Source organism: Clostridium cibarium, from assembly GCF_014836335.1.
Classification (GTDB): Bacteria; Bacillota; Clostridia; order Clostridiales; family Clostridiaceae; genus Clostridium; species Clostridium cibarium.
In genome coordinates, this window is record NZ_JACSRA010000001.1 from 251,982 (window position 1) to 270,939 (window position 18,958).

Here is an 18,958-nt window from a genome sequence, read left to right on the forward strand (position 1 = left end):
AATTCTGATAGACACCTATATTATCATAATATAAGTCTAATTTAAATTATATATTATTAACAATTAACATTCAACGAAAATACAAATCACCATATACTGATTACCTCACCATTTACCAATACACTACAAATCAATTTACTTTTACATTTCTCTATTAATTGTGAGTTAGATAAACAAAAAATCTCCACAATGTATTTCTACACCATGGAGAATTTCATTAATCATAGCAAACTGCCAAAGTTATACCTTACCCACTTATTAAGCTCCCTCATTTAAAAATTCATACTGAGCTGAATATAATCCATAATAAGCTTTTCTCTTAGTAATAAGCTCATCGTGATTTCCTGATTCAATGATTCTTCCACCTTCAACCACCATAATCTTATCACAATCCCTTATAGTAGAGAGTCTATGTGCTATAACAAAAGAAGTTCTGCCTTGAAGCAATTTTTCTATTCCTCTTTGAACCAATCTTTCTGTCTGTGTGTCTATATTAGACGTTGCCTCATCTAATATAAGTATCCTAGGATTAGCTAAAAGAGCCCTTGCAAAAGATACTAATTGTCTTTGACCAAGAGATAATCTTGATCCTCTTTCATTAACTTCTGTATCATATCCTTTTTCAAGTTTTATAATAAATTCATGTGCATCAACAGCCTTTGCAGCTGCAATTACCTCTTCATCAGTAGCATCTAATCTACCATATCTTATATTCTCCATTATAGTTGTGGAAAATAAGAATGTATCTTGAAGCATTATTCCCATTTGATTTCTAAAGGATTCTAGTTTTACTTTTCTAATATCCTTGCCATCCACTAATATTTCTCCACTAGTAACATCATAAAATCTACTTAATAATGAAACTATAGTTGATTTTCCTGCTCCCGTAGCTCCTACTAAAGCTACTCTTTCTCCTGGTTCAACATTAAAATTAACATCTCTTAATACATCAGCACCTTCTTCATAGGCAAAACCAACATTTTTAAATTCAACTTTCCCATTAATTTTGTCCATTTTCTCTGCATCTTCAGCATCTTTTATATCAGGTTTTACATCTAAAATATCAAAGATTCTATCAGCCGCTGATAGATTTGTTACTAAAGTATTATAAAAGCTTGAAAGGTTCATTATAGGTCTCCAGAACATTCCTGCATACATGGAAAATGCAATTAAAGTACCTATAGCTATCTCTCCACTAATGACTAACTTATATCCAACTGAAAATACTATTACAGTTGCTATTCCAGCTGACAATTCTACTAAAGGCCAAAACATATCATTTAACCTTACTGCAGAATTCCAAGATTTTTTTAGGTTTTTAACAAAATGTTTAAATTCATCATTTGTATCTTTTTCCTTAGCAAAAGATTGAACAACTTTAACTCCTGAAAATTCCTCATGAGTAAAAGCATTTAGATTTGATCTTTTCTTTCTGTATATTTCCCATCTTCTTCTCGAAAAAATTTCAATGCAAAACATAGCTATTGCAAGTATAGGAAGAAGCGCAATACAAACTAATGCAAGTTTAACATTAAGCATTAACATAGCGATTGAAAGTAATGCTAAATTTAATAGTTGTGGTATTAATAGTTGAATACTTTGGTTAAATAAATTCTTTAATGCATTAACATCTCCAACCACCCTCGCTAATATCTTTCCTACAGGTCTACTATCAAAAAAATCAAAGGAAAGATCTTGAATATGTGTATATAGTTCACGCCTTATATTTAAAAGTATATTATTGTTGATTGAATAAATCTTTTTCCATCTAATAATAGATACTGCCCATGCAACTAAATTTAAAACCAATAAAACTCCACCTATTTCCAAAAGCCCCATTACATCATGGTTTGCAACCTTATCATCTATTGCTATTTCTAAAAGATAAGGGTTTAAAACACTACAAAGCATTACAAAAAGCATAAGACCTATTACTATAGCAGATTCTTTCTTATATGGTTTTAAATAAACTGATAATCTTAATATAAGTTCTTTTTTACTTCTTCTAGTTGTATTCTCATCTTTTCTTATAGTATTTCGAGCCATTATATCACCTCTTTCTCTAGAGAATCAAAGTCTTTAAATTGCTCAGAATAGATATCATAATAAGCTCCTCTTTTCTTAAGCAACTCATCATGGTTTCCTAGTTCTTTTATTTCACCATTTTCAAAGTAGATAATTATATCTGCATTTTTAACTGCTGAAATTCTATGAGCTATAATAAATGTTGTAGCAGATTTTTTTCTATTATTTAAATTCGCTAATAATTCATGTTCCGTTTCCATATCAAGCGCTGAAGTCGCATCATCTAATACTAATATTGGTGCATGTCTAAGTAAAGCTCTAGCAATTGATAATCTCTGTTTTTGCCCTCCTGAAAGCCCTAATCCTCTTTCTCCTATTTCTGTATCAAATCCCTCATCTAATGAATCAATAAATTCAAGACAACAAGCTGTTCTACAAGCATTAACTACTTCATCGTAATCTGCTCTTCCATTACTAAATTTTATATTGCTCATGATAGTATCTGAAAACAAGAATGTATCTTGAGGTACTATACTCATATTTTTTCTTAGTTTATTTAAATCATAATCCTTAACATTAACTCCATCTACAAGCACTTCACCATTTGAAACATCATAATGTCTTCCTATCAAACTAAGAAGAGAAGATTTCCCTGATCCTGTAGCTCCCATAACAGCCACTGTACTACCTGCTGGTATTTTCAAGTTTATATTCTTTAGCACTTCTTCATCTTTATACCTAAAATTAACATTTCTAAATTCAATATCTCCATTAACTTCTTCTGGAGAATATCCATCTTCCTTACTTTTAACTTCAGTTTCTCTATCCATAATGTTAAAAATCTTTTTAGCTGAAGCCGCTGTCCTTGAAATAAGATTGATTAAATCTCCAAGCATTCTCATAGGCCATATTAAATTCCATATATAACTACTAAATGCCATTAACACACCTAATGTAACTTCCTCGTCTAATACAAAATATCCACCTAAAACTATCATTACCACTAAAGAAATATTCGTTAAAAATTCAATTGGTGGAAAGTATCTTCCTATAATATCAGCTTGTTCCATATTTAAATCATAATAGTCATTATTCAATTTCATAAACTTTTTGATTTCATACTTTTCTCTTGTAAATGCCTTTACTAATCTAACTCCAGAAATATTCTCTTGAGCTGATGTATTTATCTCTGCTGTTTTATCACTTATCTTTTCATAACTTTTACCAAACTTATTTTCAAGTTTCATACCTATAAAACCAATTGGAATCATAATTACGACACAAGCCAATGCAAGCTTCCAATTAAGATAGAATAAAATTGCTGTTGAAAGTACAAAATATAATATATTTTCTACAAATAATCTTAGTCCAAACCCTATAGTTTCCCATATTGTTTCTGCATCCTCACCAATCCTTGACATTAACTCTCCAGTATTCATATCATCAAAATACTTAAATTCTAATGATTGTATATGATTAAATAGATCGTCTTTTACTTCCTCATGTACTTCACTACTTGTAATATCATAAAGATATTCTTTAATATATCCAAGAATCGCCTTAAATATTGTTATTCCAAGCAGCATTAAGATGATAGGTATGACTACAGAAGTATCTCCTCCAGTAATCCCCCTGTCTAAAAATTCTTTTTGAAGAAAAGGCACACATAAATCTAAACCTATAACTCCTAACATTGCAAAACTACCTATTACTACCCATGTTTTGTACTTTGAAATATACCTTAATATTCTCTTCATCTCGCCCCTCCTAATTGTTTATTTCCATAGCCCATAGAAAAAAGGCCATGGATATCCCATGACCTTAAAAATTACAATTAAAATCTATCTAAAATTGAAATTAACATAATAAAAAAGGTCATAGGCAATAGCCCATAACCTTGTAAATACAAAGCATAATTATAGCAAAGCTATTTTTCTCTTAACTTCACTATAGAGGTAGGGCTATTGAAAAATTGTACTAATCTTGAAACTGTAAATTGATTCATAAATCTCATTATTTGTTTGTCCATTAAAAACATAATCCTACCTCCTTTCGAATTTCTATAATCTATATTTTTATTTATTATTCGTTTTCTAGTATATTCCATTAAATATATCCTGTCAATACAAATATATATTTTTTAGTATATTTTACAAACATTAAAAAGCAACTTCAACCAACATTGATTCTTTGTTTTTTCACTTTTTTGTGGAAAACAAATAAAACTTCACCATAATATCTAGCATTAATCTTTATTTGTGTTATAATGTCTTTGTAATCAAAATTTTACATATAGAAAATATTCAAGAAACTGGGGTATATATTTTCTTGATAAACCATTACTAAAAAATACTATTAAGGGGTGTGTTTTTACAATGAAAAAATTGAAAATTACTTCTTTATTTATTTCTGCTTTTGTTATCTCTGCTTCTCTTACTTCATTCATTCCGAATGAAACAAAAGCAAACGCTACTACAATTTCTTCAAATGTATCCAAAACTGCAAGACAAATGGAATACTTAGATCGTGGTCTTATTGCTACAAAAGTTAATGATGGCGTATATATTGGATGGCGTCTTCTAGGGACAGATGCTCCTAATATATCATTCAATATATACAGAGAAGGCACTAAAATCAATTCAGAACCTATCACAAATAGCACAAACTATTTAGATAATTATGGAACTCTTAATTCAAGCTACTATGTTAAACCTATTGTTAATGGTATAGAACTTAATGCTAGTGAATCAATAACACCTTCATCAAATTCATATTTATCTATACCTCTTCAAGTCCCTGAAGGTGGAACAACTCCAGATGGAATCAAATATACATACAGTGCAAATGATGGTAGTGTTGGAGATCTGGATGGTGATGGAAAATATGAGTATATAGTAAAATGGATGCCTTCAAATTCTAGAGATAATGTACCTGGATTTACAGGTGAAACTATACTAGATGCATATAAATTTGATGGAACTTTATTATGGCGCATACACCTTGGTAAAAACATAGCATCTGGTGCACATTACTCTCCATTTCTAGTATATGATTTCGATGGGGATGGAAAGGCTGAAGTTGTTCTTAGAACTGCTGATGGTACTATAGATGGAACTGGTAATGTTATTGGCGATAAAAATGCTGATTACAGAACTGATAAAGGTTCTATATTGAGTGGCCCAGAATACCTAACTATATTTAATGGAGAAAACGGAGTTTCTATGTCTACTATTCCTTTTGTACCTGAACGTGGGAATATATCAGACTGGGGAGATAACTACGGTAATCGTGCAGATAGATTTTTAGCTGCTGTTGCTTATTTAGATGGAATTCATCCAAGCATAGTTATGTCAAGAGGATATTATGTTAAAACTTGTCTTAGTTCATATGACTTTAAAGATGGCAAGTTGGTCCCACGTTGGAATTTTGTAGCTGATGAAAATCTTAACAGTGATTATAGAGGTAAAGGAAATCATAATTTAAGCATTCTTGATGTAGATAATGACAGTAAGGATGAAATCGTATACGGTTCCTGTACGATAGATGACAGCGGTAAAGGATTATATCAAACAGGTCTTTCACATGGTGATGCTCTTCATGCTGGCGATTTGGATCCTAACAGAGATGGTTACGAAGTTTTTCAAGTTCATGAAGAAAAAAGCTGTAAATACAATGCCGATGTTCGTGATGCAAAAACTGGTAAAGTTCTTTGGGGCGTGAAAGTTGCAAATGGTGACTGTGGATGTGGAGTTGCCGCAGATATTGATCCTCATTATCCAGGTGAAGAAGTTTGGGCTGCCAAACAAGTTGGACTCTATTCCATAAAAGGTGAAAAAATTGCTGATGCTACACATGCGCCTACTTCTATGAATTTTGCCGGATGGTGGGACGGAGATTTATCTCGTGAACTTGTAGACGGAATTAAAATTTATAAATGGGATTATGAAAATGGAAAAATGAATACAATTTTAGATGCTACTGGCTGTGCATCAAATAACTCGACTAAAGCTAATCCTGTACTTCAAGCTGATATTTTGGGTGATTGGAGAGAAGAGATTATTTGGAGAACTGAAGATAACAAAGAACTTCGAATTTACTCAACTACAGATGTCACCAACTATCGTTTTGATACCTTAATGCATGACTCTGTATATAGGTTAGGTGTTGCTTGGCAGAATGTTGGCTATAACCAACCTCCACATACTAGCTATTTTTTAGGTAATGGTATGAAAACTCCACCTAAATCAAACATATATACTATTGGTAATAAAGTTACACGCTTAAATTTACCAGATTCAATAAATGTAAATAAAAACGAGAAAATTAATTTACCACAAAAAATTGTTGGAACATTTAACAATGGTTTTGATCATGAAGTTACCATTTCTTGGAACAGCATAGATACTTCAAACCCTGGAACTACTTCAATTACTGGAGTTATAGAAGAAACCAATCAAATCGTTACAGAAACTGTAAATATATTATTAAAATCTGAAAAGACCAATGCAGAAATTAATGCTGATAGCATTGCAGTAAAAAGCACTAACAAAATGAACAAGTCTTCTGAAATTCTCAATAAAGAACCTTCCACCACTACAAAAACTAGTGATAATAATCCAATAACTTTTCTTGTAACTTCTTCATTAATGACTTTAATTTTATATTTAACTTCATATAAAAACAAAAAGATTTCAAAATAAATACATATATAATCGCCGTTTTCAGTAAACGATTACCAAATAATATTTTCTAAGGAGTGTGTATTATAAATGCATAAATTAAAAATTATTTCTCTTTTTATCTCTGCTTTTGTTATCTCATCTTCCCTAACTGGTTTTATACCAATTGGAGAGAAAGTAAATGCTGCAACTGTTTTATCTACAATTCCTATTGGGGCAAGACAAATGGAATACTTAGACCGTGGACTTATTACCACAAAAGTTAAAGACGGTGTATATATTGGATGGCGTCAACTAGGAACAGATAATCCAAATATCTCATTTAACATTTATAGAGAAGGTATTAAAATCAACTCTAAACCTATTACAAATAGCACAAACTACCTAGATTCTGGTGCTGATGGAAGCGCTAGATATTTTATTAGACCTATTGTCAATGGTGTTGAATTAGCTGCTACTGATTATGTAAAGCCTTCAACCACGCCTTACATATCTATTTCAATTAAAGCTCCTGAAGGAGGAACTATCCCAGAAGCTGGAACAAGTCCTGATGCTAACTATACCTATGATGCCAATGATGGTAGTGTTGCTGATTTAGATGGAGATGGACAATATGAATATATTGTTAAATGGAATCCAACAAATGCTAAGGATAACTCTCAATCTGGCTATACTGGCAATGTGTATATAGATGCATATAAGCAAGACGGAACTCGTCTTTGGAGAATTGATTTAGGTAAAAACGTTAGAGCTGGTGCACATTATACTCAATTTTTGGCATACGATTTTAATGGCGATGGAAAGGCAGAAGTTGCATTTAGAACTTCTGATGGAACTGTAGATGGGATTGGAAATGTCATAGGTGATAAAAATGCTGACTACAGAACTGATAAAGGTTATATTCTAAGCGGAAATGAATATTTAACTATATTTAATGGACAAACAGGATCTATTATGTCAAATATTCCTTTTGCCCCTGAACGTGGAAATGTGTCTGACTGGGGTGATAGTTATGGTAATCGTGTAGATAGATTTCTAGCTGGTGTTGCTTATTTAGATGGGGTTCACCCAAGTATAATTATGTCTAGAGGTTACTACGTAAAAACTGCTATCTCTGCTTATGACTTTAAAAATGACAAATTAGTTCCTCGTTGGAATTTTGTTGCTGATAAAAATCAAAATAGCGATTACCAAGGTAGAGGTAACCACAATTTTGCTGTTGCTGATGTAGATAATGATAATAAAGATGAAATCATATTTGGTTCAGCTACAATAGATGATAATGGTAAAGGCTTATACCAAACTGGTCTTTCCCATGGTGATGCTCTCCATGTTGGCGATTTAGATCCTACTAGACCTGGGCTTGAAGTTTTCCAAGTTCATGAAGAAAAAACATGTAAATACAACGCCGATGTCCGCGATGCAAAAACTGGTGAGATTCTTTGGGGAGTTAAGGTTGCACAAGGAGATTGCGGACGTGGTATTTCTGCTGATATAGATCCACGTTACCCTGGAGAAGAAGTATGGGCTGCTAAACAAGTTGGGCTCTATTCCATAAAAGGCGAAAAAATTGCTGTTGCTGCACATGAGCCTAGTGCTATGAATTTTGCTACATGGTGGGATGGAGACTTATCTCGTGAACTTTTAGATGATACAAAAATTTATAAGTGGGATTATGAAAACAGTAAAATGAATACAATTGTAGATGCTACAGGTTGTGCTTCTAATAACACTACAAAAGCTACTCCTGTTTTGCAAGCTGATATACTAGGTGACTGGAGAGAAGAGGTTGTTTGGAGAACTGCAGATAACAAGGAGCTTCGTATATATTCTACGACAGATGTTACTGATTATCGTCTTGACACATTGATGCACGATCCTATTTATAGATTAGATGTTGCATGGCAAAATGTTGGTTATAACCAACCACCACACACAAGTTATTTCTTGGGAACAGGAATGAAAACTCCTGCAAAACCTAATATCTATACTCCTAATAATAGAGTAACAAGCTTGACTCTTGCTGATTCAATAGATATTACTCAAGGTGATAATTATACATTACCTCAAAATATACTTGCAACCTTTAATAATGGAAGTAAGAAACCTGTTTCAGTAATATGGGATACTATAAACACCTCTAAATTAGGACAAGCTACTGTAAATGGAACTATTGAAGATACAAATCAAACAGTTGTACAAAATATAAACATAGTAGCAAGCAAAAATGCAACTCAGTCAAATACAGATACAAAGCAATATACAAACGAAGATGCAAATAGCAATAACAACGAAACTTCAACTACTAATACAAACAGTAATACAAAAAATAATATTTCACAAACTAGTGATAGCACTCCTATCATTTTTATTACTTCAGTATCCATATTAACTTTAGCTACCTGCATTGTTTTTGCAACTAAGAAAAAACTTAAAAATAGAACTCAAAAATAAATAAACTCTAATTAAATATAAAAAAAGCTATCTTAAAATAGAATATCTATATTTACGATAGCTTTTTTTATTAATTATTTTATCTATTTGGCTCAGTACTTAATTTTGATAATATTCCCGCAACTACTATTACCGCAATAAACATTTTCATATCTGTGCTTAAACTATTAAACATATTAACTAATGTCATTAATTTATCCATACTCCCCACCCTTACATCCATAAACTTTACTTATCATAAACTTCAATAAGTTTACTTAATATTTATTTATATATATGTATGAGGACAGTTTTAATAATATGTTAATTTTAAAATTATTTAATAAATATATATCTTTATATATGTTCTGGTTAATTCCAAGTTTTTTCACCAATATAAATTTATATATTGAAATTAGTTACAATATGTTCGCAAAAAATTTATATTTTATTTAATTTGTCATACTATTGACACACTACAATTTTATAATAAATAATGTAAAGTAACAAAAGCATTATTTATCCCCTAAAATAGATAATGAAATATATTTTGAATGACTTATCTCCCTTTGATCAAGTCATTCTTTTTTTATTTGAAAAAGACCTGCAAAACCATGCAGGCCTCTTTCATTATCACAAATTAAAATATAAATTAATCTGCTACAGTACTATAAGTTATAGTATTAACATCTACAATTTCTCCATTTTTAATTTCAAATACATTCCATATATCTCCAACCTTATTTGTAGCTATAACATAAGTTTTCACTAGTGTGTTACCTTTATAAACACTTACCTTAGCTCCTGAATTTGATAATATACTTGAAGATGAATTTGATTTATCTGAATAATCAAAAACTGAGTACTTATATGATCCCTTTGAATCTACTGCAACTGTAATTGTTTCTGGTCCATAACTAGTTCTATCATCTACATCTAAACTTGCAACCACTTTCCCATTCTCACTAACTGAGGTATTAGAATAATTTACATGGAATGTTGATCCATTAGCTGTTGTTCCTGAAAGGTGAGAATCCAAATCACTTGGATTTTCATTCCAAGTTAATACTATACTATATTTTTCATCAGTTCTCACTGGTACTAAAGCTGCATTTTGTTGCACATTTTCATTAGCAGCATTAGCTACAATTGAGAAATTCTCAATAATATAACCATCTTTTTGAGCTACTGCTGTATAGCTTCCTTCTGGTAATTCAACACTATATCTTCCCTGAGCGTCTGTATATACTACAATTTCCACTCCATCTTTTGAAAGATATCCTCCAGTAGTTCCATCACCTATTTTAAATCTAATTGCTACTCCTGCCACAACATTACCAGTTGATGCATCTTTAAGAACTCCACTAGCTGTTGATATTTGAATTGAATCTATTATACTTCTTACTCTTTCTTCAACTTCTGCTAAAGTCACTAAAGATGATCCTTTTATTCTTATATTTACATAATATAAGTTAAAATCAATAACTTCGGTGATACCAATTTCACTATAATCCTCTAAAGTCGCATTTCCTTCATTAATGTTCTTTAAAATTTTATATACATTAAGATTTTGCTCAATTCTGACTTTAACCTCATCAGCATTAGTATAATTTTTGCCCTTTAAGTCAGCATTAACATAAACTATTAAGCTAGAATCTAAACCAGTTATACCTAATATTGAATAATCATTAAGTACTGCTTCTCCAGCATTTATTTTTTGTAATGCTCTATAAATATTTAATTGAGCAGCTATTCTTGTCTGAATTTCTTCTACTATTTTACAATTTCTGCCTTTTAAATCCTCATTAACATAAACCAATATATTAGCATCAACATCTGTTATTCCTAATACTGAGTAATTAGCAAGTACTGCATTTCCAGCATTTATTTTTTGTATTGCTAAATAAATATTTAGTCTACTATTTATTCTTTCTTGTATTTCTGCAATTGTTGTATAGTTTTTACCTTTTAAATCTTCATTTATATAAACTAATACATTTATGTCTACACCTGTTATTTTTAATGAATTATAATCACCTATTGTTGCTTGTCCTAAATTCACCTTATTTAAGAATACATATACACTTAGGTTTACATCAATTCTCTTTTGAATATCTTCTATATTTTTATAATTCAATCCCTTTAAGTCACTATTTACATATATTAAGATATCTTTATATACCCCTGTTATGCCTAAAATACTAAAATCCTCTAATGTAGCTTTCCCTAAATTAACTCTTTCCAATGAAGCTTGTATCTTTATTACTACATTTACTCTCTCTTTAATAGCAACTATATCACTAAAATCTTTCCCCTTAAGATCCTCATTTATCGCATCGATATTTACTTCAGTTACGCTTGTAATTTCAATATATCTATAATCTTCAACTGTAGCTGTGCCTAAATTAATTCTCTCCACTATTTGTTCAATCTTAATATTCATTTCATATTGTGCTATGATTGCCTTTACAGATGCCTGAACTTCATTAAATGACTCAAATAACTTACCTTTTATATTTACATTTATATAATCTAAGTTTGCAGAGGTTACCCCTATTACACCTGCTTCACCATAATCACTTATAGTTCCTTTTCCTGAATTAATTCTTCCTAGAACAGTTTCAATACTAAATATTGCTTCAATTCTTTCTTTAATTTCGCTTACGCTTAAATAACCTTTTTCCTTCATATCTTTATTTATCAAGATTAGATTATCTATAGTAACTCCACTAACTCCAATAGTTGTATAATCAACAACAGTTGCTGTACCTGAATTTATTCTAACTAATTCTTCATAAATCTTAATTACTTCATCTATTCTAGCTTGTACTTTAATTATTTCAGTAAAGCTAGTGCCTTTCAAGACACAATTTATATATTTGATATTCTCATTAGTAACACCTTTTACTTTTATAACTTCATAATCTTCAACAACAGCGCTACCTTGACTAATTCTAATATAAGAATTGTATTCTTTAACAAGTACATTTATTCTCTCCTGAACTATGGTTGTTTCAAAACAACTATTCAAATTAATGTTTAAGTTAATATAAGATATATTCTCGCTAGTTACTCCAATTATTCCTATCTTTTTATAATTTTCTACAGTTGCTTGTCCAAGGCTTATTTTTACATAAGATTCATACTTTTCTTCAATTATTTTTATATTACTTTGTAATGATGATAATTCAAAATATTTACCTTCTTTAATATTAATATTAATAAATGATATGTTTTCTCTTGTAACTCCTGTAATCCCTAATGAAGTATATATATCTACAGTTGCTTCTCCTTTATTTATAATTTCATAGTATTGGTATATGCTTATTAATACATTTACCTTAGCCTGTATCTCAGCAACTGTAAAGTATCTACTTTCTTTAATATTTAAATTAATATATGCGATATTAGCTTCTGTTACACCTGTAATTCCTAATGAAGTATATATATCTACGGTTGCTTCTCCCTTATTTACAACTTCATAAGAATTGTATTGACTTACAAACATAGTAACAGCTGCTTTTATCTCTTCAATTGTTGTATATTTTCCAACTCTTAAATGTTCATTTACATATTCTATATTAAATGAATTTACTATACTTATGCCTATAAATTCAAAATCGCTAACATCAGCCTGTCCCAAACCAATTCTGTTAATAACAACTTCTGTATGAGTTATAGATTGGATTTGTTCTACAACTATGTCGATCTTTGCTTGTAGTGTTTCTTTAGTAATCAAATTTCCATTTTTAACATAATCATTTATTGAGCTTATATTAGTTGTAGTAACTCCTGTTACTCTAATATATTGATAGTCTTCTATAGTAGCCTTACCTAAATTAATTCTTTCATATATTTCTTTTTCCTTTATTATAGCTTTTATTGAAAGTATTAATTCAGTTTTACTATAAAATTTCTCCTTTGTTACTCTTTCCATAATGTAAGAAATATTTTTTTCTGTAACTATATCTAATCCTAAATCTTTAACATCTTGAGCAGTAACTTCTCCTTTACTCCATCTCATTAATATTTCTATATCAATGCTAACTTTAGTTATTATTTGTTTAATAGTTTCAGGAGTTGAATCCCCACCTTCAATTATTAATCTGTTGATAAAATCAATATTGTATTCTGTTACGTCTGTATATCTTACAATCCTAAAATCTTCTAAAGTTCCTATTCCATCCTTTATATGCTCATAAGCAGTTCTTACCCTTATTGATACTTTAATTTCAATTTGCATCTCTTCATAGGTAAAGTAATTTTTACCTTTGAATATCTCATTATAGTATGTTACTTCTTCAATTTTTATTTTGATACCTATTTTTATATAATCCTCATATGTTCCTTCACCTTTATTGGCTCTATTATATGATTCATATAATTTTAATGCTTCAGCTACTTTAGCTTTAAGCTCTTCTATAGTTTTGCAATTACTTCCTTTTACTTGATTATTTACAAATGTTAAGTTATCATTTGTAACTCCTGTTATTCCAAGTAAAGTATAATCTTCTATTGCTCCATTACCAGCATTTATTTTATCCATTGCTGCAAGGCACTTTAATGATGATTTAACTGATTCTTCTATTTTTGATTTATTTAAGTTATCTCCACTAGTACCCCTTGCATTTTTTATATCATTTCTTATAAATCCTATATTGTCAGCTGTTACTCCACTAATATTTAAGTTACTATAATCCTCTATAGTATCTGTACCTTCATTAATATTTTTTAATGATTTTATTATAGAATTTATATTATCTTGAAATTCTTTCAATGTTCTGCAATTTCTATTTTTCAACAATTCATTAAGGTCGGCTAAATTACTTTCTGTAGCTCCAGTTAAATTAGCATCATTATAATCACTTACCTTTGCTGTTCCAGCTTTTATTAAATCAGAAAAACTACATACTGTTTCAGATTCTTTTACTGCATCCATTATTTCTGCTATACTTAAATCTTTTCCTTTGATTTGTCTTTTTTCTGCTACAATTGGCTTAACATTTTCTAAGTTATCATCATTTACATCATATATCTTTAGTGCTTCATAATCTGGTACTGTACCATTACCACTATTTATTTTTTTCAATGGTTCTATAATTGAATTTATTTCATTAACTACATTACCAATTTCACTCCAGCCTTTACCATTCAGCCATTCATTAACATCTGATATGTTGGCATCATTAACATTTGTAGCTCCAATAAATTGATAATCATCTAATGTAGCTTGTCCTAAATTAATTCTTTGGAAAGCTAGATTTAATTTATCTAAAGCATCTCCTACTACCTTAGCAATTTCTCTTGAAGTTAGATCACTTCCCTTATTTACCTTTGCACTTTGTATATTTCTATTTAAAAATGGAACTAACTCATCTTTAGCTTTATAAATTTGTAATTGATTAAAATCATTTCCACTTTCAGTTCCATTATTAATATTAGCAACAGAAGTAACTATTTTTGTTACCATATCAGATACTCTGCTTATCAATTGATATCTTTTCCCTTTCAACCAATAATTAACATCCTCTAAATTACTATCGTTTACTTGTGTTATTAGCAATAGCTGATAGTCGTTAACTGTCGCTTTACCTTTATCCATTCTATCAAGAGAAGCACTAATATCTTGCACAGCATTTGTTATGGTATTAGAAATTTCATCTTTTGTTAAATTTGCCCCTTTATTTGTCTTAGCATTTTTTATAGCTTGTGCTATTACCTTAATATTATCTGGTCTTACTTTATATAATTTCAATGAATTATAATCTGATAAAGTTTCAGATCCTTCATTAATACTATTGATTAACTTTCCTTCATCAATTGCTGCTGCAACGGCTAAAACACTCTCTGTACCACTCTTTACTAGTTTATTATCGTCTATTTTTATATTTTTTTCCTTCTGAACTTCATTATCTCTTGCATTATTTTCTATTTGTAGTTTTTCTTCTTTAGCCTCAATTTTGCTTTCCGAAATATTTTCTGCTGCATGCGCTTTTATCATATCTAAATCTATAGACATCTTTGTACTTAATGCTAAGACTGATGCTAGCAGCAAAGTTTTCTTAATATTATTCATATGTTTCCCCCCTAATTAATTTAGTATAAATACAGATATAGGTGTGTTTACACCTATATCTATTAATCATTTTAAGTATATAATTTAATTATCTTTTTTCTTACTTTTTATCACTTGTTATAGTGTTTACATCAACTATTTGTCCATTTTCAACTTTAAATACATTCCATGTAATTCCACTGGCATTAGTAGGAATTACATATGTTTTTAATTCTTGATTGCCTTTATAGACTTTTACTGTAGCTCCTGATAAAGATAGTAAATTTGACGATGGTGTAGAACTATCACTTAAGTCATATACTGAATATGTATAATTCCCTTTTTGATCAACAACAAAAGTTACTGTTTCTGGACCATTACCATCAGTATCATCTCTATCTAGTGTTACAACTGTATCCCCTACTTTAACAGTCTTATTCTGATAATATACATTTATTGATTGCCCATCTCCTGTTTTACCAGTAAAATATGAATCTAAATCATGAGGATTACTTCCCCAAGATAGAACTACACGATATTGGTTTTCAGGTAATGTTTTAGATAATACCATATCTTGTAACATCTTTTCAGCAGACTCACTTGAAATAATTACACTATATATAGTAATATTTCCATCCTTTTTTGCTTCCGCTGTATATGTTCCACCAGCTAAACTAACAGAATATTTCCCTTGTGCATCTGTGTATACTACAACTTCAGTACCATTAACTGAATAGTAATCTCCTGATTTATTATTTTCTCCAACTCTAAATCTAATTGCTACACCTTCTAAAGGATTGCCTGTTTCCGCATCCCTTACTACACCACTAACAGTATATTGAATCATTATTAGTTGAATATTTTGTAATACATTCTTAGCTTTACCATCTGAAGTAATTACAAAGTTTTGAGTAACATATCCGTCTTTCTTAATTTCTACTGTGTAACATCCTTCTGGCAATTGAATACTATATTTTCCTTGTGCATCTATTGTTGCTACAACTGGAACTCCATTTTTAGTGAAATAGTCCCCTGTAGTGTTGTTAGCTCCAATCCTAAATCTAATCTCAACACCTTGTAGTGGTTTTCCTGTTGTTGAATCAGTAATTACACCACCTACATTTGAAAATATCATATTATTAATTATTATGTTAATAACCATTTTAGCATCTGAAACTTGGGATATATTTGCATTTTTTATTCTGATATTCACGTATGAAATATTGTAATCAATTATCTCATTAACTCCAATTGCCCTATAATCTTCTATAGTAGCTTCTCCAGAACTAATTTTTAATAATACTTTGTATATTTGAATATTTTTTTCAATTTGAGCTTTTACTTCATCAACCGTTACAAATTTCTTACCTTGTAAATCAGCATTTACATATATAAGTATATTAATATTTATTTGTGAGAGACCTAAAGCATTATAATCAGCAACAGTTGCTTTTCCTAAATTTATTTGCATCAATGCTTTATAAATACTTATTTTAGCTTGTACTCTATTCACTACTTCATCAATAGTTTTATAGTTTTGCTTTTGCAAATCTGTGCTTACATATATAAGCAGACCATCAGTTATATCTGTCAATCCTAAAGCAGTAAAATCATCAGTTATAGCCTCTCCTAAATTTATTCTCATCAATGCTTCATAGCTACTTATTCTAGCTTGTATTCTGCTAATTATTTCATCAACAGATTTATAATTTTGGATTTTCAAATCTGCATTTACATATACCAAAATATCCTCATAAATATCTGTAATACCTATATTAATATAATCATCAATAATTCCATTACCTGAACTTATCTTATTTATTATCTCTATGTTGCTTATAGTACTATCTACTCTTACTTGTATGTCTTGAACTTTAGCATATTTTTTATTCTTTAAATCTGCATTTATATATATTACGTTCTTTTCATCAACGTTATTTATCCCTAACTTTTTATAGTCTTCTGGAGTTCCTTCTCCAGATACTATCCTTACATATACTTGAGATAATTCTACTATTGGCTTAATTACAATATTAATATTTATTATTGTTATCGAACCATTTTCTTTAATTTTTTCGTTGATAAACTGTATATTTATTTCTGTAACACCATTAATACCTATTATAATGAAATCTTTGACTTCACCATCACCTTTTACAACCTTAGAAGCTGCAATGGTTTTCTTAACTGATTCTCTTATTTCTGCTATAGTCAAATCTCTACCTTTTTCAGCTTTTAATTTTAAAATATCATCATTTACAGCTTGTAGTTTTGACAAATCAACAGCATCTGTTTTTAAATTGTTGTAATCATCAATACTACCTGTTCCAGCATTAATGTTTTTTACCGAATCTAATATAGACCTTAGCTTGTCTTGCAATGATGTTAAACTCTCATCTTTAAGCATATCATTTAATGTAGCAACATCATCTTGAGCAACTTCCGGAAAACCTGCATCTTTAAAATCTTCTGCAGTTGCTTGTCCAGCTATTACACGTTCATAAAATTTTGTTAGTTTTCTAACACTATCTACAACTTCTTTTATTTGATTTATTGTTAAATCTTGTCCACTGTTAGCTTCTTTTCTCTTGAGAACTGCAGCATTAACAACACCGTAATCAAAAAATTCTTTATTCGTATCTATAATATGTGTATTTCCATAGTCAGGTTCATCACCTACTCCATTGTTAATATTACTTAACCAACCTAATATATTATTTATTTCTTGAAGAGCTGTAGTTACATCTCCCCATCTCTGATTCATTGCTAAACTGTTTACATCTTCTCTATGCAGTTCGTCTACATTATCAGCTCCAATAAATTTATAGTCATCTAGAGTACCTACTCCTTGATCCATATTATATAAAGCTTGTTTAGTTCTATCTATGGTGGTATTAACTACACTTGCTATTTCTGCTATTGTTAAATCTCTACCTTTACTTTCCTTTTCCTTACTTATGTACTTTTTCACAATATCGCTATAAATTGAATTATAACTACCTATCTCTAACGTGCTATAATCAGATTCCGTACCCTCTCCATCATTAATATGTCTAAGAGCACTTGCTGCCTTATTTGATACATCTTGGAACTTAAGTACGTTAGTATACCCTTTTCCATTAAAATATTTATTTACGGAATCTATATTTGTTTCATTAACAAAATCTGCTCCAAGTAATTTATAATCATCAACTGTTCCAGTTCCATTATTTATATTTTCAAATGCCTCTTGAATTCCTTCTCCAGTTTGTAATGTTATATCCATAATTTCTGGTAGTGTTAAGTCTCTGCCTTGTGCACTTTTTTCAGCCATTACAGCTTTATTTATGATCTTTAGGTTATCCCTATTAACCCTTGTAAGTCTCAATGCTCTATATTCTGCTATATCACCATTGCCAGCATTTATTTTATTAACTGCATCTGATACACTAATAGCTTTCGAAACTGCCAAGTTATTTTGTATAGCTAAAGATTTACTATCTTTATTAACACCTACATTTGAATTAGACGAAGTTTTTTTAGATTCTAACTCTTCCTCTTTTTTTAAATTCACCCCCTCCATTTTTTTATCATTTGTTGTCTCTTCCTTAGAAATGTTGATTTTATTATTACTTGTAATTTGATTTTTATACGCAGATTCATCAACTGCATATGCTTTTAACGTAGGCTTATCCAATAAAAATGTACTAGTAGCTGCTGATATAGACGCTAGTAGCAATATCTTCTGAATCTTCCTCATATTCCCACCTCCTACATTAATTATAAC

The 18,958-nt window shown here is 30.0% G+C and carries 7 protein-coding genes; 2 read left to right on the forward strand and 5 right to left on the reverse strand.

Annotated elements, in window-relative coordinates; genetic code table 11:
- Positions 1-258: 258 nt before the first annotated feature.
- Entirely contained in the window at positions 259-2,046 is a 1,788-nt protein-coding gene (locus tag H9661_RS01190) for an ABC transporter ATP-binding protein (RefSeq protein ID WP_191767489.1), read from the reverse strand.
- A complete protein-coding gene (locus H9661_RS01195) occupies positions 2,046-3,782 on the reverse strand; it encodes an ABC transporter ATP-binding protein (RefSeq protein ID WP_191767490.1) in 1,737 nt (578 codons plus the stop codon). Before H9661_RS01195 ends, H9661_RS01190 begins: the two co-directional genes overlap by 1 nt.
- A gap of 618 nt (positions 3,783-4,400) precedes the next feature.
- On the opposite strand from H9661_RS01195, the gene H9661_RS01200 reads away from it, so the two are divergent.
- Both H9661_RS01200 and H9661_RS01205 read left to right on the forward strand, forming a co-directional pair.
- Complete coding sequence (locus H9661_RS01200; protein WP_191767491.1) at positions 4,401-6,725, forward strand: rhamnogalacturonan lyase family protein; 2,325 nt, start codon at positions 4,401-4,403, stop codon at positions 6,723-6,725.
- A 69-nt stretch (positions 6,726-6,794) separates the two neighbouring features.
- On the forward strand, positions 6,795-9,158 hold the full coding sequence (locus H9661_RS01205) for a rhamnogalacturonan lyase family protein (RefSeq protein ID WP_191767492.1): 2,364 nt from the start codon (positions 6,795-6,797) through the stop codon (positions 9,156-9,158).
- Between the two features lie 79 nt (positions 9,159-9,237).
- Here the strand turns inward: H9661_RS01205 and H9661_RS19810 are convergent, their stop codons facing one another.
- The 3 genes from H9661_RS19810 to H9661_RS01215 all read right to left on the reverse strand — a co-directional run bounded on the left by H9661_RS19810 (position 9,238) and on the right by H9661_RS01215 (position 18,931).
- Positions 9,238-9,360, reverse strand: coding sequence for a hypothetical protein (locus tag H9661_RS19810; RefSeq protein ID WP_279290124.1), 123 nt, complete (start codon positions 9,358-9,360; stop codon positions 9,238-9,240).
- A gap of 429 nt (positions 9,361-9,789) precedes the next feature.
- Positions 9,790-15,213 (reverse strand): hypothetical protein, encoded by a 5,424-nt coding sequence (locus tag H9661_RS01210; protein ID WP_191767493.1) that lies wholly within the window; start codon positions 15,211-15,213, stop codon positions 9,790-9,792.
- Positions 15,214-15,313: 100 nt separating this feature from the next.
- Positions 15,314-18,931 carry a carboxypeptidase regulatory-like domain-containing protein gene (locus tag H9661_RS01215; RefSeq protein ID WP_191767494.1) on the reverse strand — a complete coding sequence of 1,206 codons (3,618 nt, stop codon included), beginning with the start codon at positions 18,929-18,931 and terminating at the stop codon, positions 15,314-15,316.
- Positions 18,932-18,958: the final 27 nt, after the last annotated feature.

Bases quoted from the DNA above. Each gene is read 5' to 3' on its own strand.
- H9661_RS01190 (WP_191767489.1), bottom strand. From the start codon at position 2,046: ATGGCTCGAAATACTATAAGAAAAGATGAGAATACAACTAGAAGAAGT.
- H9661_RS01195 (WP_191767490.1), bottom strand. From the start codon at position 3,782: ATGAAGAGAATATTAAGGTATATTTCAAAGTACAAAACATGGGTAGTA.
- H9661_RS01200 (WP_191767491.1), top strand. From the start codon at position 4,401: ATGAAAAAATTGAAAATTACTTCTTTATTTATTTCTGCTTTTGTTATC.
- H9661_RS01205 (WP_191767492.1), top strand. From the start codon at position 6,795: ATGCATAAATTAAAAATTATTTCTCTTTTTATCTCTGCTTTTGTTATC.
- H9661_RS19810 (WP_279290124.1), bottom strand. From the start codon at position 9,360: ATGGATAAATTAATGACATTAGTTAATATGTTTAATAGTTTAAGCACA.
- H9661_RS01210 (WP_191767493.1), bottom strand. From the start codon at position 15,213: ATGAATAATATTAAGAAAACTTTGCTGCTAGCATCAGTCTTAGCATTA.
- H9661_RS01215 (WP_191767494.1), bottom strand. From the start codon at position 18,931: ATGAGGAAGATTCAGAAGATATTGCTACTAGCGTCTATATCAGCAGCT.